This is a genomic window from Thermodesulfobacteriota bacterium, from assembly GCA_040753795.1.
Classification (GTDB): Bacteria; Desulfobacterota; Desulfobacteria; order Desulfobacterales; family Desulfosudaceae; genus JBFMDX01.
In genome coordinates this window covers 1-23,575 of sequence record JBFMDX010000004.1, presented here as the reverse complement: position 1 = coordinate 23,575, position 23,575 = coordinate 1, and the positions used below count along the sequence as shown (strand labels likewise).

General features: G+C 49.3%; 16 protein-coding genes and 1 pseudogene. 13 read left to right on the top strand and 4 right to left on the bottom strand.

Going from position 1 to position 23,575, the window contains the following annotated elements; all coding sequences use genetic code 11:
• Positions 1-11: 11 nt before the first annotated feature.
• Both AB1724_06515 and AB1724_06510 read left to right on the top strand, forming a co-directional pair.
• The gene (locus tag AB1724_06515; GenBank protein ID MEW6077442.1) at positions 12-1,394 is read left to right on the top strand and encodes an aminotransferase class III-fold pyridoxal phosphate-dependent enzyme; all 1,383 of its coding nucleotides are present in this window, start codon (positions 12-14) and stop codon (positions 1,392-1,394) included.
• Between the two features lie 91 nt (positions 1,395-1,485).
• Positions 1,486-2,694, top strand: a complete 1,209-nt coding sequence (locus AB1724_06510; GenBank protein ID MEW6077441.1) for an aminotransferase class III-fold pyridoxal phosphate-dependent enzyme — start codon at positions 1,486-1,488, stop codon at positions 2,692-2,694.
• An 89-nt stretch (positions 2,695-2,783) separates the two neighbouring features.
• Here the strand turns inward: AB1724_06510 and AB1724_06505 are convergent, their stop codons facing one another.
• Complete coding sequence (locus tag AB1724_06505; GenBank protein MEW6077440.1) at positions 2,784-4,922, bottom strand: molybdopterin-dependent oxidoreductase; 2,139 nt, start codon at positions 4,920-4,922, stop codon at positions 2,784-2,786.
• 303 nt (positions 4,923-5,225) lie between these two features.
• Between AB1724_06505 and AB1724_06500 the strand changes: the two are divergent.
• Positions 5,226-5,486: pseudogene (locus AB1724_06500) on the top strand (molybdopterin dinucleotide binding domain-containing protein).
• On the opposite strand, the gene AB1724_06495 reads toward AB1724_06500, so the two are convergent.
• Complete coding sequence (locus AB1724_06495; protein ID MEW6077439.1) at positions 5,457-7,079, bottom strand: SDR family NAD(P)-dependent oxidoreductase; 1,623 nt, start codon at positions 7,077-7,079, stop codon at positions 5,457-5,459. The pseudogene AB1724_06500 and the gene AB1724_06495 sit on opposite strands and share 30 nt — an antisense overlap.
• Positions 7,080-7,259: 180 nt before the next feature.
• Here AB1724_06495 and AB1724_06490 point away from each other — a divergent pair, with 180 nt between their 5' ends.
• The 10 genes from AB1724_06490 to AB1724_06445 all read left to right on the top strand — a co-directional run bounded on the left by AB1724_06490 (position 7,260) and on the right by AB1724_06445 (position 21,320).
• The gene (locus AB1724_06490; protein MEW6077438.1) at positions 7,260-8,318 is read left to right on the top strand and encodes an AraC family transcriptional regulator; all 1,059 of its coding nucleotides are present in this window, start codon (positions 7,260-7,262) and stop codon (positions 8,316-8,318) included.
• A 108-nt stretch (positions 8,319-8,426) separates the two neighbouring features.
• Positions 8,427-9,389, top strand: coding sequence for a MoxR family ATPase (locus tag AB1724_06485; protein ID MEW6077437.1), 963 nt, complete (start codon positions 8,427-8,429; stop codon positions 9,387-9,389).
• Positions 9,390-9,404: 15 nt separating this feature from the next.
• The gene (locus AB1724_06480; protein MEW6077436.1) at positions 9,405-10,757 is read left to right on the top strand and encodes a DUF58 domain-containing protein; all 1,353 of its coding nucleotides are present in this window, start codon (positions 9,405-9,407) and stop codon (positions 10,755-10,757) included.
• A complete protein-coding gene (locus AB1724_06475; GenBank protein ID MEW6077435.1) occupies positions 10,754-12,724 on the top strand; it encodes a transglutaminase-like domain-containing protein in 1,971 nt (656 codons plus the stop codon). The genes AB1724_06480 and AB1724_06475 overlap by 4 nt, the downstream gene beginning before the upstream one ends.
• A 32-nt stretch (positions 12,725-12,756) precedes the next feature.
• A complete protein-coding gene (locus AB1724_06470; protein MEW6077434.1) occupies positions 12,757-13,713 on the top strand; it encodes a hypothetical protein in 957 nt (318 codons plus the stop codon).
• A 340-nt stretch (positions 13,714-14,053) separates the two neighbouring features.
• Positions 14,054-14,944: an alpha/beta fold hydrolase gene (locus AB1724_06465; GenBank protein ID MEW6077433.1), complete on the top strand. Its 891-nt coding sequence runs from the start codon at positions 14,054-14,056 to the stop codon at positions 14,942-14,944.
• 67 nt (positions 14,945-15,011) lie between these two features.
• Positions 15,012-15,854, top strand: coding sequence for an acetoacetate decarboxylase family protein (locus AB1724_06460; GenBank protein ID MEW6077432.1), 843 nt, complete (start codon positions 15,012-15,014; stop codon positions 15,852-15,854).
• A 187-nt stretch (positions 15,855-16,041) separates the two neighbouring features.
• Complete coding sequence (locus AB1724_06455; GenBank protein ID MEW6077431.1) at positions 16,042-16,866, top strand: SDR family oxidoreductase; 825 nt, start codon at positions 16,042-16,044, stop codon at positions 16,864-16,866.
• A 71-nt stretch (positions 16,867-16,937) separates the two neighbouring features.
• The gene (locus tag AB1724_06450; protein ID MEW6077430.1) at positions 16,938-18,146 is read left to right on the top strand and encodes an alpha-hydroxy acid oxidase; all 1,209 of its coding nucleotides are present in this window, start codon (positions 16,938-16,940) and stop codon (positions 18,144-18,146) included.
• Positions 18,147-19,058: 912 nt separating this feature from the next.
• Positions 19,059-21,320, top strand: coding sequence for a DUF4116 domain-containing protein (locus AB1724_06445; protein ID MEW6077429.1), 2,262 nt, complete (start codon positions 19,059-19,061; stop codon positions 21,318-21,320).
• A gap of 239 nt (positions 21,321-21,559) precedes the next feature.
• Here the strand turns inward: AB1724_06445 and AB1724_06440 are convergent, their stop codons facing one another.
• Positions 21,560-22,816: a hypothetical protein gene (locus tag AB1724_06440; protein MEW6077428.1), complete on the bottom strand. Its 1,257-nt coding sequence runs from the start codon at positions 22,814-22,816 to the stop codon at positions 21,560-21,562.
• A gap of 41 nt (positions 22,817-22,857) precedes the next feature.
• A complete protein-coding gene (locus AB1724_06435) occupies positions 22,858-23,451 on the bottom strand; it encodes a hypothetical protein (protein ID MEW6077427.1) in 594 nt (197 codons plus the stop codon).
• Positions 23,452-23,575: the final 124 nt, after the last annotated feature.

Genomic DNA, 23,575 nt, shown 5'->3' with positions numbered 1-23,575 from the left:
GTAAAACCACCATGAATCAAACAGCCCGGAAAACCATATCCCGGAAGGAACGGGATCAGATTTTCGACGCCTTTGGCAAACACATTTCCAAGGGACAGATCCGTTATCTGACAGCAGGTCACCTGGATATCCTGGAAGGAGACAGGGACGGCTTCCGGTTTTATGAAAGCCAATCCGGTAAAAGCTATATCGACGGGTTTTCAGCAGCCGGATGTTTCAATGTCGGGCGCTCTAATCCGCAGATTATCCGGAAACTGGAAGCGGCTGCGGATGAGTATGATATGGGCACCTATGGCATGCTGTCCGCTCCGAAAATCAAGCTGGCCAAACTGCTGGCGGACGTGGCCCCGGGTGACCTGAACCGGGTTCTGCTGTGCGGAACCGGCGCCGATGTGGTTGAAGGGGCATTAAAACTGGCCAGGGCCGCCACCGGGCGAAATGAAATTGTCGCCATGCTGAAGGCCTACCACGGCCATTCCGGCATGGCCCTGTCGGCCAACGGCAAAGACTATTATAAAGAACTGTTCGTGCCGTTAATGCCGGGTTTCCGCTTTGCCCCCTTTGGTGATCTTGAGGCGATCCGTCAAATGGTGTCCGACCGCACCGCGGCCATTATACTGGAACCGATTCAAGGGGAAGGCGGAATACACGTGGGAACAGACGAATACCTCAAGGGGCTTCGTGAAATCTGCGACCAGTTGGGGATCATGCTCATATTTGATGAAATCCAGACCGGTTTTGGCAGAACCGGCAAGCTCTGGGCGTCCGAGCATTCCGGTGTGATACCGGACATCATGCTTCTGGCCAAATCAATCGGCGGGGGTGTGTATCCCAACGGGGCGGTTGTTTATCGCGACCGCAGCGAGCTCACCGGCTATGTCGACCGCAATCCCGAGTTTCATTTGTCCATGGGCGGAGGGTCCGATCTGGGCTGTATGGTTTCCACCGCCGTTATTGAATATATCGTTGAGAATAAAATCTGGGAAAATGTCGAGAAGATGGGCAACCGGCTGCTGGCAGGGCTCCGAAGTATTCAGAACGAAAATCCGGGACAGATCCTGGAAGTCCGCGGCCGGGGCATGATGGTCGGGATCGAGTATAAACATGAATTCATGGGGATGCTCATGGCCGATTGCCTGGCAACCCACGGCATGTTTGCCGCCTATTCCGGCAATGCGCCCCAGGTGATGCGGTTCCAGTTCCCCACCGCCGCGACAGCCGAAGATATTGACGAGGCCCTGGCGATTATTCGAAAAGCGATCAAGCTGAGCAAATTGTATATGCTGGCCTTGGGACCGCTTTCCAAAATCCCCTTTGTCCGGGAAGCGATGAACAAGGGGGATATTATGGTCACCATCAATAACTTGCTGCGCAAGGCCGCATTCTGGGAATAATGAAACATAAAATACAATGAACTCGAAAAAGTCCAATTTGAGATGGCAACGTAAAAAGTACGAAGCCATCAAAATTTCAGGAGAATGAAATATGGATCAACTTATGGCAGACGCTCAACAGGTATTTGGAAAAGGTGTTGTGGAAAACCTGGTGTCAAAGGGATTGGACTGGATAGAGTCCGGCCGGGAAGGATCGGTTGTTCATGATTCAAACGGCAAGGAATTCATTGACTGTTATTGTTCGTCCGGCACCTATAACCTGGGCCGGAAAAATCCCGCCATCGCCCGGGCACTCAAACAGGCCATCCATGAAACCGACCAGGGAAACTTTGTCATGATCTCACGGGAAAAGGCCATGTTGTCGGAAAGACTGGCCCGATTCACCCCTCCCGGACTGGACTGTTGCCTGTTTACGGTCGTAAGAGGCGAAGCCGTGGATGCCGCCTGCAAACTGGCCCGGGGGTATACCGGGAGAACTGAACTGATCACCGTGGACGGGGGATGCTACGGTCAGACCGGGTTTGCCATGACCCTGTCCGAGCGGGCGGACAAGAAAGACTTCGGCTCTCTGATACCGGATGTTCAGACGATCCCCTTTAATGACATCGATGCTGCCCGCAAAACCATCACTAAAAAAACGGCGGCGGTCATCCTGGAACCGGTTCAAACGGAAAACAATTGCCGCACCGCGGACAAGGATTATCTCGTTGCCCTGCGCACCTTTTGCGATCAGACCGGGGCGCTGCTGATTTTTGATGAATCCCAGACCGGGTTCGGAAGGACCGGGGAAAAGTTCGCCTCGGATTATTTCGTCGTGCGGCCGGATATCATGCTCCTCGGTGAAGCCCTGGGCGGCGGTATGTTTCCCTTCGCGGCCATGGTATTTACCAGTTCCGTGAAAACCTTTTTTGATGCCCATCCCCTGATCCACCTGCTGACATTCGGCGGACATGATGTGGGCTGCCGGGTCGCCGCCGCGGCCTTAAACGAGTATGACCGGATACAACCCTGGCAAAACGCGCACAAACAGGGGAATATACTGAAAAAAAGGCTGAAACAACTGGCCACATCAAACCCGAAACTCAAATCAGTGCAGGGTGTCGGACTGATGCTATCCCTGGAATTTGAAAGCGCGCAAGCGGCGGAAAGATTCTGTCGAAGCGCGATTCAACAGGGCGTGCTGGTAAAAAACGGAGTGGTCGCCAGACACAGCGTCGTCATCCGCCCTCCCCTTACCATCAACGACCAGGATCTGGACAAAATCGTAACGGGGATAGAAAAGGCGTTGTCTGCTCTGTAAACCGGGAAACAAGGTGGGGACGTCTATGATTTTATGCGCTTCTTACGTACTGCGTGGAGAAACGCATAAAATCATAGACGTCCCCTTTATCACCCTACGCTGGTAATATCTACAGGTATACCACCCAATGCAGAGCTGCCTGAAAGTTGGTCATAGAATTCATCATCAACGATGTCATTCATGTTGGCGCCTGCATGTTGATTGGCGATGGAAAGTTTTGTCTTAGACTGATTGTGGCCCCATCCAAATGGCAGGCTGACTACACCTGGCATAACTTCATCAGTTATTTTAATCTGAACAGTAATGCTGCCTACTCTTGATTTAACAACGACACGTTGATCTGGCGATAAACCCTTTTGTTTTGCATCTTCGGGATGAATCATCAAGGTACACCGATGGGGGCCGCCAACAAGTCTTGGGCTGTTGTGCATCCAGGTATTCATACTGCGCAATGTTCTCCGGGAAATTAAAAGAAATTTCCCATTGCCATTGGAAGGTGTCTGTTTCAGTTTAAGGGATAACCTTTCAAGATCTTTAATCACCGGGGAAGAAAAGAGATTAATGCGTTTGTTTTTTGTATTGATAATGCTTTTTAATCTGGGTTGAAGAGGACCGATAAGAAGGCCGTGGGGATGGCCTAATAGTTTTCGGATGGATAGTTTTTGTGGCCCCAGTCTCAATAGACAATCCAGCTGGAATTTGGGTGTTACAACATTTTTGACAGCGACCCATTTAATCCAACCCATTATTTTAGATAAATATCCGCGATGTTTATCCATATAATAACTGAGATCCACCATTATCTCCCATAGATGTTTTGCGTTGTCTGACTTGGGAAATACAGCTGGTGAATATTGGGCAAAGTTGTGAACACCGGTCATAAGCTCAATAACCGGATATCGATCTCGTTCAAAAAATGATGTGGGTGGAAAAATGATATTTGCGAATTTGGTGGTCTCGTTTATGTAGTAATCAATCGAAGCCATAAATTCCAAATTTTCAAATGTCTTTTGCAATCGTTTTGTATTGGGTAGTGATAAAAGGGGATTTCCCCCGGCAGTGAATAAAGCTTTGATCTGACCGGAGCCGGGAGTTTCCATCTCCTCTGCTAAAGCAGCCACAGGAAGTTCCCCATTGAATTCAGGCAGGCCGCTCACACGACTCTGGTATTGATTGAATGTGCCGGGTAATCGAAACAGATTCGCAAGGCCTGGCAAATCCACGGCTGGCGTATTAAACATGGCGCCGCCAGGAGTGTCCATATTATCGGTAATTATGTTTAAAATATCGATCAGCCATGTGCTTAAAGTTCCAAATTCCTGGGTGGATACGCCCAATCGCCCATAGCAGACAGCATGTTTGGCAGTTCCAAATTCCCTGGCTATATTTCGGATCTCTTCTGGTGCTATCCCCACAACAGGCGATACGATTTCTGGAGAATAACCGGCTGCGTACTGTTTTAACTTTTCAATTCCATCCACAAAAGGGCGAAGACGACTTGTGTCTATTTGTTTTTCTTTGAATAAGGTATCAATCATTGCAAACAACAACAGCGCGTCTGTACCGGGTTTAATGAAGTAGTGCGCATCTGCAGCAGCAGCAGTTTCGGTACGCCTCGGATCAATGACAATAATTTTACCCCCCCGTTTTTGTATTTCTTTGAATCTTTTTTTGGTGTCTGGCGCTGTCATTATACTGCCGTTTGAAACCAGGGGGTTGGCACCTATGATGAGAAAAATGTCAGTTCTCTCTATATCTGGTGTGGGTAGGATAGCTTGATTATTATACAAGAGCAGTGATGCTGCTAATCGTGCCAAAGAATCGACTGAAATGGCTGAATAGCGATTGCGTGTTTTAAATCCATTTACAAACGTCAGGAGAGGAAGTACGGAATCATAATTGTGCTCCATGGCATTTCCGATATAAACGCCAACTGAATCGTTCCCATAGGTTTTTTGTACCTGTCGGATTTTTTGCCCCGTGTACTCGTATGCATCCTTCCAGGAGATTTCCTCCCATTTGTCTCCTTTTCTAATCACTGGATGTCGCAGGCGATCTGGATCATTATGGATGTCCTTTAAAGCAACAGCTTTGGGACAGATAAATCCTCGACTATGACGGTTGGCTTTATCACCACGTATGGATACAAGATTCCCGTCTTTGTGTTGGATTTCAATACCACACGCAGCACCACAGAGACAGCAAATCGAGTAATGTTTTTTTATCACACTAATTGACCTTTCCTGGGCATTAAGATGCATACTGAATGCCATAATAAAAACTTTCAGAGTGAAAAAGGCTGATACCGTGAACGGTTTAAGTAACTACTTTCTGAAGGTTTTTTGTGAATATACCTTTTTAAGCTCTTTTGCTGGTGCAATTTCTTAAAACACTTATTAGTTAGTCAACTAACCCAAAAATCCAGGTTTTGTCAACTGTTTTTTGGGAAAAAAAGTGGGGACGTCTATGATTTTATGCGTTTCTTCCCGCAGTACTCAAGAAGCGCATAAAATCATAGACGTCCCCTTAACAAAAACCAGATGGTAGAGGTCAGAACCAAGACCGGCGCAGTTAAGATAAAAACCATGTTTGACGACACCATCCGGAAAGGGGTTGTTTCCATGTCCCACGGCTGGGGTAGACAGATCATGCATCCGGAAAAAAACGGCATGGAACGGCAAGGCGCCAATGCAAATGAATTGACCAATGATCTGGAACTGGACCCGTTGGTTGGTATGCCGACATACAACGCCATACCGTGTTCAATTCATGCTGTCGTATTCTTCCATTAACATAATTCCGGAATCAGCCGATAAATTCATTTCATCAAGCACGATTGAATTATTGAGCCTTACCGCATTAGGATTGAGCATGTTAAGCATAAACGCCGGCAGGTTTTTAAATTCAACAAACGCGATACCGCCATACCTGTTTTCAAACACGCTTTTTTTATCAAGCGTTGCATGGGAAATCCGGTAGCGCTTCATTTTGGTATACTTGACATTATTGACGACGAAAGCGGCATGCTCATTTATCCAGTGCTTTTGCGCCTGCTCACGCGCAAGATGAGATGGCTCCTGTGAAATGAACACCAGGTGAAAAGGATTCTTTTTCGCGGGGCTCTTATCGTCGAATGCCTGATAGCGGACATTGCTCTCCACCACGGATACTCTTTTAGAGATATTGGTCAGATAATGAGCAAGGTCATTGATCGTTGTTCTCTGTTCATTCGACAACTGGCCGGCAAATTGAAATTCCAGCACCGCGTCATAGTATGGAAACAATGAAATATGATAAGGCGCTGGAGGTGTCAGGCCGCGGATGCGGCTCAGCAATGACACACTTACATGCTTTCGTGTCGCAATATAGGAAAGAGCGGCTAAGGAGCCTCCCGTGACAAGATGATGTTGCTTGAACGTTGTATAGTCCAACGTGTTTCTAACGGATGCGGCTTCCCCGGCAAAGTCTGACAACAGGGCACGCTTAAATCTTCCTGCCCCTGAAAACGGACGGCGTTTTACCATAATATAAACAGACGCAGCATCAAACCGTTGTATGTCAGGAATCCCTTTATGTTGATCGGGGCCGACATAGGCTTTTTTGATCACCTGGTCGGCAATACGACGGCTGATACAGGGAAAGTGCTGCGCCCCGAGAAGCATCAATCGTGTCCGCCGGCCGGGGATAATTTTAAACCGGTTTTTTTCAATGCCTTTTATTGTATCTTTTACCAGAGCATCCAGAGACAGTCTGGGAATCATCTGTGTATGCGCCAGGTTTTCCGGCGTCCGATAGGTATCCAGTTCCTCAACCATGGGAGATAAAAATTCCGGAGGGCACACCATTTGAACCGTGATGCCCTGTGGCTTTAGCTCGCAGCGTAATGTTTCTGTCAGTCCTGCCAGTGCATACTTTGATGAGCCGTAGGCGGAAAGTCCAAAACCTCCGGTCAATCCCGCCACGGAGGCAACGTTGATCAGTCGGCCCCGGGACCTTTTTAAGTACGGCAAGGTGATCTGCGTCACATAAAGACAGCCAAAGTAGTTGGCGCCGAACATCTCTTTAAAGTCCGTTGCCCCCAGTTTTTCAAAATATCCTTCCTTTAATATCCCCGCATTATTGATGACCATGTCCAGGGAGGGCTGCTGCCGCAGTACGTCATGAAGCGCTTCCTGTAACGCCTCGCGGTCGCTTACATCCACGGGGACGATATCTACATTTCCGCCGGGAACGTTTTCCAGCAACATCTTTTTTGCCTGCTCAAGTTTTTCAGGCGTGCGGGCCAGAAGAATCAGGCGCGCGCCTCTTTCTAAAAGTGCCTGAGCCAACCCCAGTCCAAGCCCGGATGATCCGCCGGTGATGAGTATGGTTTTGTTTTTAAACATGACACTCTCCTTCTCCAATGTGTAAAATAACGGCCAGTTGAACAGGTAACTTAAATCATATTCGAGCGCTATGTATTGACCATATGTGAATATGATTTGACAATTTGTGAAAAAATGAATTTATAAAATACGGGGTATTTTAGGAAAACAGACCGACATTCCATCAAGAAGAGATCGAACATGCCGAATGAGTTGACGAAAAATCAGACCCGAACCGGAAAAGAACCCAGTTTTTCGGTTGACTTCATTAATATGCTTGTCAAGGAGGGGGATAGACTTGGTATTGATCCCGAATGGTTTTTTAAAAAAGTGGGTTTTGATTCCAATTTACTTAAGGCCCCGAATGGGCGGTTACCCGCCGAACAGGGGCATGGCCTGGCAAGTGAAGTCCTGAAGCTCATTTATGACCCTGATATAGGACTGCACCTGGGAGAAGCGTTTGATTTTTTTATGGACGCCATGCATGTGATCACGTTTAACTCTCCCACCCTGGGAGAAGCATTAACCAATTTTTGCAAGTATTACCCCCTGATGCATGATGTGGCCGTGCCTGTGTTCTCTCAGACCGGGAATACCGCATCCCTGTCTCTTGAATTGCAATATCAAATTACAGATATGAATGAGCTCCGACAATTCATTGAAGGCCATTTTGCTTATTACACTAATCTGTTAACCCGCCTGACCGGGAAAGAGGTCCGGCTTGACAGCGTTCAGTTTATTCATCCGTCTCCTTCAAGCACAAAAGAGCATGAACGTATTTTTAAAATACCCGTGCTGTTCAGTCAGCAGGAAAATAAAATGACCTTTAGTAAAAAACATCTGGATCTTCCTGTCCTGGTCGCCAATGTCGGAATTCTTGACACGCTTAAGTCATATGCTGAAAAACTTCAAAAAAAGATATATCGTGAAGACCTGTTTTCCGTGCAGGTTGAAACCGCAATCATTCAGAATCTGCTTTCCGGCAAGACGGACATAGAAACCATTTCCGGTCAGCTTGCCATGAGCAAAAGAAGCCTTCAGATCAGGTTAAGCAAAGAAGGTGTAAAATACCAGGACATACTGGATAAGGTAAAAAGAGAGCACGCCATACAGCTGCTTGAACAATCCCGGATAGCGATTATCGATATTACCTTCCTGCTCGGCTATTCCGAACAAAGCGCCTTTAACCGGGCTTTTAAAAAATGGACGGGTTTTACCCCCGGTGAGTACCGGCAAAGTTATTTGTCGACACAAGAGTGAAAAACGCCCGTGATAGATTTCCAGAAATGCGGTGTTCCGGCTTGACCGCCGACAGATCCCTGTATTATCGTTATCCGGTCCAGAACTTCAAAAATAAGGGGAGCGCGAATGAAGGATGACTCTGCCGGCAGTGATCTGAACGCAGCCCATGAAACCTACCGGAAGCTGACAACCAATATCGAAACCGTCATGAGGGGTCAGGCCGCCGCCATACGGCTGATGCTGGCCGGTTTCGGGAGCGGCGGCCACATCCTGCTGGAGGATTATCCGGGAACCGGCAAGACCACCCTGGCCAAAACGCTGGCCTTGAGCATCAATACCCGGTTTCGCCGGATACAGTTCACGCCGGACCTCCTGCCGTCCGATATCCTGGGGGTATCGATTTTCAACCAGCAGGACCAGGTCTTTAACCTGCACAAAGGCCCGATTTTTACGAATATCCTGTTGGTGGACGAGATTAACCGGGCATCACCGCGGACCCAATCCGCTCTGCTGGAAGCGATGGCGGAAGGCCAGGTCAGCATTGACGGTGAAGCCCGGCGGCTGGAAGATCTTTTTTTTGTTATCGCCACCCAGAATCCGGTGGAGTCCCGGGGAACGTATCCCCTGCCGGAGGCCCAGATGGACCGGTTCGCGTTGAAGTTCGACCTGGGATATGTGTCCGCCGCTGATGAAGTCGCCATTCTGACGGACCAGAAAAACCGTCATCCCATCGAGCAGGTGTCGCCCTGCGTGAATACCGACGATGTCATGGCCCTGAAGCGGGCGGTCAAAGCGGTACGCATCAGTGAAGAATTGAAAAACTATATCGTGACGATAGTGCGCGAAACCCGGAATGTCGAGGGTGTCGAACTGGGGGGAAGCCCCAGGGCGTCTCTGACGCTCATGAAGACCGCCAAGGCCCTCGCCCTGTACGACGGTCTTGAATATGTGACGCCGGAACACGTCCAGGAACTGGCGGTTCCGGCGATTGCCCACCGGATGGTTCTGAGCCACCAGGCGACTTTTGCCGGCCGGACCATGGCGGATGTTGTCAGGAGCATTCTGGAAACAGTGCCGGTGCCGTCATAACCCGGACCACAGCTGATGCTTAATCGTTTTCTCTATCGAAGCTATCGCTTTTTCTACGCCTGGGACGTGTGGCGCGAACGCCGGATTACACGTGCCGGCTGGTTTATGATCACGCTTGTCGGGGTCATGGGACTCTTCAGCCTGGAAACCAATCGGGCCATGATTTACCAGGTGTTCGCCTTTCTTTTACCCGTAATGGCCTTTGCCGCGGTGTTCAGCCTGTTCTTCAGGGGCCGTTTTGACATCCGGCGTGAACTTCCGCGATATGGCACCGTCGGTGAAGAGCTGACATACTCGCTCCACGTGACCAACCAGACCCGGCATCGCCAGCGGGGGTTGCTGGCCATAGAAAATATGGCGGACCCGCGTCCCAGCATGGAAGAGATGTTGACCATACCCGAACCGGATGAGGGCAAACGCAATGCCTGGGATCGAGGGACCATGTGGTACCGGTTCCAATGGCTGGTCGGGTGTCGGAAACGTGCCGAAGCCGAAGCCTTTTCCCTGCTGCCGATGGAACCGGGGGCTACGATAAAAACCCGGGTGGCACTCATGCCCCGGAGGCGGGGACACCTGAACCTGCGCGGCATGACCATCTCCCGACCCGACCCCTTCGGCTTGTTCAAGGCGGCGGTCCATATCGGGAACCGTCAATCCGTTCTGATTCTTCCCCGACGCTATCCGGTACCGGCACTGGCGTTACCCGGCAGCCGCCGGTTTCAACCCGGCGGCGTGACACTGGCGTCGTCCGTGGGGGATTCACAGGAATTTTTTTCCGTTCGTGAGTACCGGCCCGGTGACCCCCTGCGTCACATCCACTGGAAAAGCTGGGCGCGGACAGGCAAACCGATCATAAAAGAGTTTCAGGATGAATTCTTTGTGCGTCACGCGCTTATCCTGGACACCTTTGAACCAGACGGGGAAACCGATGTGTTCGAAAGCGCCGTCTCCGTGGCGGCCTCCTTTGTGGACGCACTCCAGACCCGGGAGGCGCTGCTTGACCTGATGTTTGTCGGGGACCGGGCCTACTGCTTTTCAAGCGGGCGCGGGATATCGGATAGCGGTCGGATGCTTGAAATCCTGGCGGATGTAACCGCCTGCCGGGACAAACCCTTTGAGACCCTGTGGCCGATCGTGTTTGAAAATGCCGGTCGCTTGAGCGGCTGCCTGTGCGTTCTTCTGGGATGGGACAAGCCGCGGCAGGAACTGGTCCGCCGGCTGCGCGGGTTGCGTCTGCCGTTGCGGGTGCTGGTGATCAGAAATTCAACTGCCGAAGACCAAATCGACGCGGGCCCCATGCTGGATATGCCCGGGGCCTTTCATGTGCTGAAAACCGGAGAGATCAAGGAGGGACTGGCCGCCATATGACCCCTCCGCCCTTTATAATGACCGGTGCGCTTCTGTTCTGGGGAGCCCATGCCGGCGCAATAACCGTGGCACTGCTCATGGCCCTGGTTCTGGAGCTGCCCCGACTGGTCAAACGCCGGCGGGATTTCGAGGAGGCCGACTTCAACCGGGTGGCGGATATCTGCGCGGTGATTATTGCCGGCCTCTTTGTCTATTTTCTCAGCGTCACGCCCTTCAAGGCGCTTTATGTCGTCGGCAAATGGCTGCCCCTGGCTATATTCCCGATAATGGCGGTTCAGTTATACAGCACGCGCGGCAAGACCCGTGTCAGTGCCCTGATATGGATGTTGAGACGGGGGGAGGCCCGGGGAGAACTGACACCGCGCTACGTGGACCTGTCTTTTCCGTACATAGCCGTATGCGTCATTGCTGCCGGGGCCGCCAATGTAAGAACCCCCTGGTTTTATGCCGGCGTCATTCTCCTGACCGCCTGGGGGTTGTATCCCCTGCGATCGAAACGATACCCGCTTGCCGTGTGGTTTATGGCGCTGGCCATAATAAGTGTTACCGGTTTCGGGCTGCATACCGGAATGAACACCCTCCAGAAACTGACGGCGGGCTGGTATTACAAATACTTCATGAAGCAGACCGATCCGTTGATTGCCACCACGGCCATCGGTGATATCGGCGAACTGAAGCCGTCGGGACGGATCGCCTTCAGGGTAAAGCGGGCCGGGGCAAGGCCCCTGCCGGACCTTCTGTGTGAAGGGATTTATAATACATATTCCCCGCCGGGATGGTCCGCCATGGGGGCTTCGCTGAAGGTCATTCAGCCGGGAATTAATAATGCCGGCCTGGTTTTGATTCCCGGTGTGGCAAAGGAAGCGGCCGTTACCGTAGCCGCCCCGCTGAAGCAGGGTGAGGGGGTGCTGAAACTCCCGGCCGAAACCATTGATGTCACCGGTCTGCCGGCGGCCGCCTTCCGCCGGAACCGGCTGGGCGCGGTAACGGTGGAGGACGGTCCCGGACTGGTAACGTATACGGCGCGGAGCGGTGTGCCGGACGGGCTTGATCCGCCCGACCGGTATGACCTGAAAATTCCGAATCAGGAGGCAGCGGCGGTGCAGACCGTCGTGCATGCACTGCAGCTTGAAGGGCGACCGCCCGGACAAGTCGTTAATATGGTAAGCGACTGGTTTCGAAATGAATTTACCTACTCACTGGAACAGCGGGACCAGGGGCAGGGCACGGCACTCGCCAATTTCCTCCTGCGTTCCCGTTCGGGGCATTGCGAATATTTTGCCACGGCAACGGTCCTTCTGCTTCGTGCGTCCGGCATCCCGTCACGATACGTAACCGGGTACGGACTGCCGGCGGGTACGGGGGTCAACGCGGACTGGGTTTCCGTGAAGGACCGTGACGCCCATGCCTGGGCCGTGGCCTTGATTGACGGTAGATGGATTCCCGTTGACACCACCCCCCCGGTATGGCGGCAGGCCGATAATGAAAACGTGTCCATCTGGGAGCCGCTTTACAACCGGTTGTCGGACATCTATTTCGCCTATGCCTTGTGGCGCTGGGGCGAGGACCGCAACCTGTCCAATTATATGCTGTGGCTGCTGATTCCCATGATCCTTTATCTTGGACGGAACCTGTTCCGCCACCGGAAAACACGCCTTGAAGGCGCGGCAGGCGCTCAGCAGCCGGAGGCGGCGGCATGGCCGGGAACGGATTCGCCGTTTTACAGGGTGGAACAAGCCCTGCTGTCAAAGGGTTATGACCGGTTTGAAGGAGAAACCCTGGTCGCCTGGTTGTTAAGGATAAAGACGTATCTGCCTGATCCTGAACTGACGGACCGCATCATGGGCGTGCTGGCGCTTCATTATCGATACCGGTTTGATCCCCTTGGTTTACCGGTTGATGCGCGGGAACGCCTTATCCGGGAGACCGACACCATTCTGTCCGGCATCGGATCGCGGACGTCTTGAGCCTGCGGGCCATATGATAGTGGAGATTCACCATGCCGGACGATGAGCATAAACCATACCCCCCGCCAACGTCTGTAACCACCGTGCTGGCATGCCTGGGCGGGTATTATGCCGCCTGGTTCCTTTGGCAGATGATGTTTCAGCGGACAGGCAGGCTCCTCCTTTCCGGCGGGGACCTGCCCGGGGTGATTATACCACTGGTTGTTATTTTCCATGTGCTGGCCGCGGCCGGCCTGACGGCATTTCACCTGGTTTATGCCGAACCCGGACTGGCCCGACGGCCGGTCTTTCGTACCGCGCTGATCGTCATCAGCCTCACCATCGGAACGATTTTGTTTATTTCCACCCGGAATACGGGTGCGGATATGACCATACAGATACTGTCGACCGGCAACCTGCTTGTCCTGGCCTGCCTGGTGGGCCCCTGGCTCTGTCTCGCCCTGAAACGACCGTCGGAAATCGTTCTGCTGGCCGCTTTTGTCCTCATGATCGACGGGATAAGCGTGCTGGCCGGCCCCACCCGGGTTATCAGCGATATGCTGAAGCCGTATTACAAAGGCGGAATGAAAGGGCCGGTACCGCTTGGCGACGTGCTGATCCTCAAAACAGCCGTTCCCGGCCTTGCCCGGGCCATACCGGTTTTCGGTGTGTCGGACTGGGTGATGCTGGTTTTTTTTGCGGCCGCCTGCATGAAATTCAATATCCGGGACAATTTACTCGGAGAAGGACTGGATGAGATGGTACGAAAGAGGCGGGTCAGCGGCCTGTTCCTTCCGGTAACCGGCGCGGGCCTGATAATTGCCGTGATCGCGGCCCAGGAACTGGGCCTTTTCCTGCCGGCCCTGCCGTTCATGGCCCTGGTCCTTATCCTCTACCTCACGGCCCGCTTCCCGGAAACGCGCCGCCTGGATAGCCGGGACTGGATAGCCGCGGCCATTCTAACCATGGTCATCGGTGCCGCCGTCGCCTTTGTCTTTCATTTCAGCTGATAAACTGCAGGCCAGATCAGGCATTAAACAGTTTGGCGGACTTCTCACAATCCGGGGCTGGCATATCCCCCTGATGGTCGAGCGGACATATCCGATTGTGCCGAATGATTCCAGGCCGGCCTCGATAAACGTCTCCCGTCTCGCTTTCCGGCGCTCCATAGCATCAATTCCACGATAAGAATTTGTAATTTAAACTTTTTCATTACCGTACAATATTTTTTAAATTCATATTTTCACAAAATGTCAAATCATATTCACATATGGTCAATACTTAGAACTCACATATGGTTTAGTTATTCATTCAACCGGGTATTCGTTTACAACTTTCGAATCAGGAGAAATGATCATGATCCAGAGAGAGGATATTCAGTTTCAATCAAGGGGTTCAGCCTGCCGGGGGTGGCTGTTCAAACCGTCTCAGGCAGGAAAAATGCCGTGTGTAATCCTTGCCCACGGCTTCTGCGGGGTAAAGGAGATGCGGCTGGACGCCTATGCCGAAAGGTTCGCCGCTGCCGGTTACCACGCACTGGTATTTGACTACCGGCATTTCGGCGACAGTGATGGTCAGCCAAGGCAGATTCTTGACATCAAAAAACAGCATCAGGACTGGCATGCCGCCATTGCCTTCGCCCGTTCCCTGCCCGGCGTGGATCCAAAAAAGATCATTGTCTGGGGCACGTCATTCAGCGGCGGACATGTCCTGGCCGTAGCGGCAGAAGACAAAAATATCGCGGCCGTTATTTCCCAGGTGCCGCACATGAATGGTTTGGCCACAGCCCTGGCGGCAGGCCCGGCTCAGAACGTACGGCTTGGCGTTGCCGCCTTTCGTGACATTACCCGCGCATTATTGGGCAGAAGCCCTTTTTATGTGCCAGCGCTTGGCCGGCCCGGAGAACTGGCCGCCATGACCGCTGAGGGAGAGTTTGAAGCGTCGCGCAAGCTCTATCCGGAAAAAGGCCGGTTTAATGAAACGGTGGCAGCCAGAATATTTTTATCATTGGGCAGTTACTCCCCCGGAAAACTGGCGGCAAAGATACAGGTGCCCGTATTAATCCAGGTGGCATTAAAAGACGCCACAACGCCTTCAAAGCCGACTATTAAAGCGGCAAAACAAGCGCCAAAAGGAAAACTGATTACATATGACCGGGGCCATTTTGATGTCTACGTGGAGCCCGATTTTAAACAAACGATAAAGGATCAACTGATTTTTTTGAAAAAACATATCGGGTAATAAACAGTCATTACGTCTAAGAATCGAGAAATTTACTAAATATTTAATAAAAAAGGAGACAATAAAAATGAAAAAAAAGCTGTTAGTAATTGGATGTCTTTGTTTGATTATATTGTTAGTTTTATCGATTCTTTTTTACAATCGTACCGCCAACGGGCAGTATTCGGTAATTGAAGGCGATCTTGCAGAAAAAGCTATGCATATGGTCGCATCAACGCAAAATAATTTTAGAGCACAACAAAATATAACTGTTCTGGTTGAACCGAAAGACTTAACCCTTTACAGAAAACTTCTGCCTGAGCAATTTAATATGCCCGATCATCCCATGGTAATGATAGGTGTTTTGGATAATATTGAGGTCGGGCCATGGCCGCTCACCCCTTACAAGCTCGCATATATTAAGATCCGATGTTCATATAAAAGTGAAGCGGGCTGGTATTGTCTTACGATGCCGGAAAGCAAGTGGGTACCAGTTTGGGCCGGACGTACCATGGGGCATCCCAAATATCTTGCTGATAGCGTGGCGTTGAAGCAATCAGGAAATTCCTGGACAGGAGAAGTTGTCTATAAAGGCCAAACAAGAATCCGCCTTGAATTTACACCTGAAGAAATACCAGCACCTGTATGGATAACCCAAAAATGGTCAATGGACGGTCCCCTCTTTCTCCTTAAACCGCCATCAATAGGGCCAAGGGTTATCACTGTGAGATCTGTATATGGGAGACCTGGAGCTGATTCTAAAGATCAAAAGCAACCTTCTACGACAAATATAAATGGAAGTATCCGAATTATGATTGGGGATGATGAACCAAGCAAAAACCTTATACCACAAGGACTCCCTTTATATGGAACTTATTCCAAGGCGGAGAATATTAAGATGTATTTAACATCGACTCATGAGCAGAATTAAAATAAATTTTAAGGCCACCTCTAAAAATTGCCTTTTGGCTCGATTTCGGCGTTGCGCTCAAATTTTAATCCTCGAAATACTCCAATGTATTCCTGCGGTTAAAATTCTCGCGCGCCTTGAACTCGAACCAAAATTCTAATTTTTAGAGATGGCCTTAAGCTGACCAGGTTATGAGAAAGGCTAAAAGATGAATTCGCTGAAAAACAAGGTGGTGGCCATTACCGGTGCGGGTTCGGGGATCGGCCGGGCCCTGGCCATACGGCTGGCGCAGGAAGGCTGCCGGCTGGCCCTGTCGGATATAAATGCGTCCGGGCTCGAGGAAACCGTCCGGATGACCGGAGGGCCTGGCACATCCATCAGCTCGCATCTGGTGGACACAGGAAACCGAAATCAGGTGTACCGGTATGCCGATGAGGCGGCGGCCCATCACGGCGGGGTGGACGTGATTATCAACAACGCCGGTGTCGCTGTCACGGAATCCCTTGAAAGCGTCTCTTATGAAGATTTTGAATGGCTCATCAACATCAACATGTGGGGCGTGGTGTATGGCACCCGGGCCTTTCTGCCCCTGCTGAAAAAACGCGGAAAAGGTCATATCGTCAATATTTCCAGCATCAACGGCATGATCCCGTTTTCCCACAACGGCCCTTACAACATGTCTAAATATGCGGTACGGGCCTTCAGCGAAACCCTGATGCAGGAACTGGCCGGCACCGGCGTTTCTGTCAGCAGCGTCCATCCCGGGGGTATCAACACCAATATCGTTTCAAACTCCCGGTTCTATCACTCGGCGGGTGGCAGCCAGAATCAGGCCGCGGCTGCCGATAATTTTTCACGGATCGCGAAAACCTCACCGGACAAAGCCGCCAGGATAATTATTGGCGGCATAAAGAAAAACAAAAAACGGATCATGGTGGGCATGGATGCCAGACTGATGGACCTGGCTTCCCGGGTTTTCCCCATTAGAATGGTTATGTGGACGGGCCTTGCATTTAAAAAATTGATGGAATAACGGGGCTGTTCTGTTATCGGATATCGGCAGTAAATTAGTTAACGGTGAGGATTTGGATAATATTAAGAACGATGATAATAAAGAAAATAGAAAACAAAAAAGAAGATTGGAATTACGCTGTGAAAAATCTTGACCGTTGTGCTTCCATAAATGATTTACGGATTCTTGCTAAGAAAAGCATTCCTCGTGTAGCGTTCGACTACATTGATGGCGGGGCTGAAGATGAAATTACAATGCAGCGGAACCGTTCTGTATTCAGAACATATGGTTTTCGGCCAAGAGTATTGAAAGATGTCACGGCAATTAACCTGAGAACCCAAATAAATGGCAGGGACAGTGCCCTGCCTGTTGTCCTGGCGCCTACTGGATTTTCCCGTCTCTTCCACTATAAAGGCGAGGAGGCGGTTGTGAAATCCGCCAATAAAGCGCAAATTCCCTATACCTTATCAACCGTTTCGACTACCTCCATAGAAGATGCGGCAGCCGTATCAACAGGGGACTTATTTTTTCAGATATATATCTGGCATAACAGGGATTGGGTGTACAAGTTTTTAGATCGCTGCAAAACGTCCGGTTACAAGGGTATTTATCTGGCGGTAGATTCACCGGTTCTGGGTAAAAGAGAACGTGATCTTCATCACGGTCATGGAACCTTCCGCTTAAAAATAAACATGGCTTTAGCCTCTCTCTCCAGACCGAAATGGTTATTCCGGTTTTTAACATCTCCCAAACTGGTTATGGGCAATATGACCGGGTATTTACCCCATGGCGGTGACATGCAAAAAGTAGTTGATACCATTAATGGCCAGTACGATGCCTCTGTCTCCTGGGAAGATGCCAAAAAAATAAAAGACTACTGGGGAGAGGGCCCCTTCCTTTTAAAAGGAATACAATCTGTAGAAGACGCAAAAAGGGCCGTTGATATCGGTGCCAGCGGCATCGTGTTATCGAATCATGGCGGCCGGCAGCTGGACGGCGCCCCCACGGGTTTAGAACTTTTACCCAAGGTTAAAGATGCCGTAAAGGATCAGCTCGAAATATTGGTTGACGGCGGTATTACAAGAGGTTCCGATATTATTAAGGCGATCGCCCTGGGCGCCGATGCCTGTATGATTGGCCGGGCCTATTTATATGGATTGGCAGCCGGGGGAGAAAAAGGGGTAGACAGGGCGCTTTCGATTTTGAAAGATGAAATGGAACGGGTAATGGCATTGATCGGGTGTAATGACATCAATAAATTAAATTCTGACTATATTGAAAAGTTATCGCCAATTCCATAAACGCCTTTTCTAGCCCGCATCTTTCACGAGTCGATTTGGCCGGAGCCGCAAGGCGCAGGTCGCGAAGCTGTAATCAATCTACTGCGAGCGGCCTGCAACACAGCGGATGCGGTCAAGGTGACTCGCCCGCAGGGTGAAATTTTCCGGCATTAGAAGGATAAAATACCACAAAAAACGAAAGACAATTTGAATTTTTGGAGTACACATCAAAATCTTTTCGAACAGGCTGTCTTTTATAGGTTTATTCGGTTATGCCGGAAAATTTTATGAAATATGCGGGCTATAGCCACCCAAACGAAGCCAGCGTCTTTTAAACAAGCTTTTGCTCTGCCTGACTTACTTCAATATTGGGTCTCCTCACTTTGTTGTTGGCCAGATACCCCTGCGCTCTTAAAATTTCTTTCAATAACCCGTGAGTGCCAAAAGATATAGAGTTATTCCGTAAAATAATCAAGTGGATGATGTTTTCTGATGCCGGCGGAAAAATAATTAAAAAACCGGGAAGTGTGACCTCTTCTGTCACAGTACCTTGATATATGGTATTTTAAATATAGAAGTTGTTTCATGCGGGGGGCGTGATGGGACGGGAAGTCGAAGCAAGGTGCCGTGATTGTGGTAATCTTTTTCGCCTGGTCGAAGGCGGTGGATACTCTTTTTATCTTCTACGGTGTGATAAATGAGGAAAGATCAAATCAATTAGCTTTCAACGCCTCGGCGAATTTCACATGCACTATTTAAAGGGGCTGCCAGGTTCTTACAGTTCTTACTGAATCGCGAGTTTAGAGCAGGATAAATATGTCAGGAGCCATGTCTTATCAGTTAAAGGGAGCGGGTTAATGATAAGTCTCACGGACGGATAATGGTTTCAAGGGACACTTGTAATGAAAGCTGGTATCAGTTTGAGGTTATAACATGGAAAAAAATAAGAAAACAATTTCATTCTATAGGGGTTGGTTAAAAAAATGCGGCGTTAGTCTTAAGCGTGTACCGAAGTCATTAAGGACCGAGGACCTGTGTAGAATTGCGGTAAAAAACGACGGTAGTGCATTAAAGTATGTACCGGAAGAGTTGAAAACCGAGGAGCTATGTAAAATTGCTGTAGAAGATAAAGGCTATACGTTACGGTATGTGCCAAAAAATTTAATAACTGAGGAGTTATGTAAAATCGCGGTAAAACAAAACGGCAATCTTTTGTCGGTTGTGCCCCGGGATATGAGAACTGAGGAAGTGTATAAAATAGCGGTAAAAAATGGCGGCCTTCTAATATTGACAGTGAAAAATAAGCATAGAACCCCCGAACTGTTTAGAATCGCGGTAGGAACAGACGGTAGTGATTTAAGGCATGTGCCGGAATCATTGAGGACTAGGGAGTTATGTAAAATAGCGGTAAAAAATTACGGTAGTGCATTAAAGTATGTACCAGAAAAGTTGAGAACTAAGGGTTTGTGCAGAATTGCAGTAGAAGGTAAAGGCTATGCGTTAAAATACGTCCCGAAATCATTGAGGACCGAGGAGCTATTTAGAATTGCGGTAGAAAAAGCCGGCAGTGCGTTAGGTCATGTGCCGGAATCATTAATTACCGAGGATCTGTGTAGAATTGCGGTAGAAAACGAAGGTAGTGCGTTAGGTCACGTGCCGGAATCATTAAGGACTGATGATCTGTGTAGAATTGCGGTAGAAAAAGCCGGCAGTGCGTTAGGTCATGTGCCGGAATCACTGAAAACAGAAAGTCTGTGTAGAATCGCGGTAATAAAGGACGGTACTGTGATACAGTATGTACCAGAAAAGTTGATAACCGAGGAGCTGTGTAAAATCGCTGTAAAACAAAACGGCGAATTCCTGCAGTATGTGCCGGAGTCACTGAGAACCGAGGAGCTGTGTAAAATTGCGGTGAAACAATTTGGCGTTCACCTGCAATATGTGCCGGAGTCACTGAGAACCGAGGAGCTGTGTAAAATTGCAGTAGTAAAATATGGCTTTACGTTACAGTATGTACCGAAGTCAGTGAAAACTGAGGCGCTATGCAGAATTGCGGTAGAAAGTCACTATGGGGCATTACAGTATGTGCCGGAATCATTAATTACCGAGGAGCTATGTAAAATTGCTGTAGAAGATGACGGCAGTGCGTTAGAATATGTGCCGGAATCATTGAGGACTGATGATCTGTGTAGAATTGCGGTAGAAAGTCACTATTGGGCATTACAGTATGTACCGGAATCTTTAAGGACCGAGGATCTGTGTAGAATTGCGGTAGAAAGTCACTATGGGGCATTACAGTATGTACCGGAATCTTTAAGGACCGAGGAACTGTGTAGAATTGCGGTAGAAGATAACCCTTGTCTATTACAATGCGTACCGGAAGAGTTGAGAACCGAGGATCTGTGTAAGATCGCGGTAGAAAATGACGGCAGTGCGTTAGAATATGTGCCGGAAGAGTTGAAAACCAGGGAGTTGTGTAGAATTGCGGTAGCAAATGACGGCAAGGCGTTAGAACATGTGCCGCAAGAGTTGAAAACCGGGGAGCTTTGTAGAACTGCGGGAGCATATAGACCCTTTGTGTTAGAACATGTGCCGGAAGAGTTGAGAACCGAGGATCTGTGTAAGATCGCGGTAGAAGATTACGGCAGTGCGTTAGAATATGTGCCAAAAGATTTAATAACTGAGGAGTTATGTAGAATTGCGGTAGAAAATTACGGCGGTGCGTTAGAATATGTACCGGGAGAGCTGAAGACAGAGGAGTTATGTAAAATTGCTGTAAGACAATACGGGAAAGCCCTGCAGTATGTGCCGGAAGAGTTGAAAACCGGGAATCTGTGCGGAACTGCGGTAGCAAATGACAGCAAATCGTTAGAATATGTGCCGGAAGAGTTGATAACTGAGGAACAATGTAGAAATATGGTAAAACGAAGAGGCGAATTCCTGCAGTATGTGCCGGAGTCACTGAGAACCGAGGAACTATGTAAAATTGCTGTAAGACAATACGGGAAAGCCCTGCAGTATGTGCCAGAAGAGTTGAAAACGGAGGAGCTGTGTAGAATTGCAGTAGCAAATGACGGCCGTGCGTTAGAATATGTGCCGGAATCACTGAGAACTCAGGATCTGTGTAAGATCGCGGTAAAAAATTTCAGCGGTGTGTTAAAATATGTGCCGGAACATTTGAAGGCAAAATTATGAAAGATTTGTTTTGAGTAACTCTGTCTTTCTCCAAGTTTTATTGCGTTTTATGATAGGCCTGTGGGTACGGTTATCCTGATGACGCTTAACTCCTGGATGAAGAACTCATAGCGGAGTTGAAGGAAGGCTTCAACGAATATGTCAAAGCCTCATTCGCTTTTGAAACACCCAACGTGATTTTCACTGACTTAGGCAAGAACGGATGGAATGAGATTGTAAAGTGCAGGCGATTGTTGGCCCTAACGTATCGAAAGTGCTTTCCATGAGAACTGCTTCGTTCTTCTATACTCGGCAATCTGCTCTTTTTCCTTGGGAATCCAGTCAAGATCGTTATCAGAGAAATGCTGCCGGATGAAGGTGTCCTCTGCCTGTGGATCAACTTCGGCGAATGCAACCGTGGCAATGTAGGAAAGGCACTTGCGGAATGGTTGGGCAAGCGAAGCGCAGTCAATTTCCTTCAGAATGGCAGTAACGGCTGTTAAAACTTCAATGTGGTTCGGCTCATCGCGCTCTTCGGCAGCAACCCAAATGTCAGTAATGCAGTCACAACGGATCTTGTTTGAGTCCGGGAGGATCTGGAGAGCGTTCCGCAACATAGTGGCACTGAGCGCTGAACCAAAGCCCTGTCTGACGTTCGCACCTGCCGTCAGAACGAGCGTTTCAACGTCGGGCATCTTGAGTGCGGCAGTCAACTTGTCCAACGCCTGGCAAAAGTAGCACGACGATGTTGAGTGCTCAAATGGGGCATTGCGGTCGCCAATGGCATATAGGATGCCATAGAGCAGTGTGACAGCGTTGAAATTCACTTCAGTAGTACGTCGGAAGTCGGTGAGGTCATCTCCTGACAGGAAGATCGGAAGGAAAATCGGTCCCGTAGATTCCACGGCTCCGAATGCGGCGTTAACAAATTCGTGCTCCGATGGCCGGGGAAGCCAAACGAGCGCGTATTTTTCCGAACCGCCTGGCCCACACTGCGTCATTGAGGTGATCTGTTCCTCTTTTTTGTTGTGTAGGTGCTCAGGCCTGCCTTCGGCACCTCCCATCGGAACAAAGGTACAGCGATGGCTGAGGGATCCCTCGAATTTCCATCCAGAAGGGGTAGACAGGTCGAGTGACTTGCCAGGAAGGTGCACACCGGCAGCGACCTTTGGACTGTCAAAGAACCAGCACGCAGAAACCTTGCCTCCGGCTTCTCCAAACGGCAGTTTCGCGAACTCCAGCCATTCACACTTAGTCATGGGACCACGCTGCTGATCTACAACTGCAATGTCCTGCGCCTCGTCGCCGACCAAGTAGGTCAACCCGTTCGCCGTGAGGCGAGTAATGAAAGCCTCTACCGCATGGGGTGCCATGAAGCCAACCCGAGCAAGCTTGCCGTCGTAGCACAGCGTTTCGCTGGGAGCAGCATCAACGTAAGCTTTCCATCCGCCGGGGTATTTCGCGTCAATTGCGTCCCGTCGCACAATCACCGAAATTGCTTCCACCAATACGGCCATTAGATTCTCCTTTGCTGGCCAACTATATTAAAGAATTCGGGTTAATAACGACAAACAGAATCTATTGCAAACTTAAAGGCATCTTTAACAGAATTGTTGTTAACATAATCAGAAAAAGTATGGCTACCTTCTCTTTTAAAAATTTCTGATTCTATTTTTTGGGATGAGAGATATGCTAGAAATTTCCTATCTTCATCTTCTGTACCATCATTGGTATTACTAAAGATAAATATTTTTTTGTTATTTAAAAAAGAGTTACGGCATTGTGAGGCAGCATAATCCATCCCTCCACCTCCTATCGTTGATAAACTATAGACCATCGGCAGAATAAAGGCGATATAGGTTGCCAGATAGGCACCAAAGGAATATCCAATAATTGCCATTGAATTTGGACGAGGATTTTGCGTATTGATTAAAACCTCATTCATTAAAAAGATAAAGAACTCTCGCAGCAGTATATTGTGTGCTACATGGTGGTCCTTGGGCGGGGGTGGTGAGATTAAAAGATCAATACATTGACAATTGCTAATCTCACGGTATGCCTTTAAAAATTCGACATCAATCGATTCTGGTCGAGTATTTCTCCTCTGTTCATATTCATAATCGCTAATTGATCCCCCAATATATATAACCATTAGTGTCCAAAATCGGTTAAAAACGGCCTTTTTAGCATCGTAACCATCTGAAACTATTCATCCGGATGTTTTGTTCAGAAAACAGGTTGTCATTGTCACTGATGCTGTCCAAATCAAAATAGGG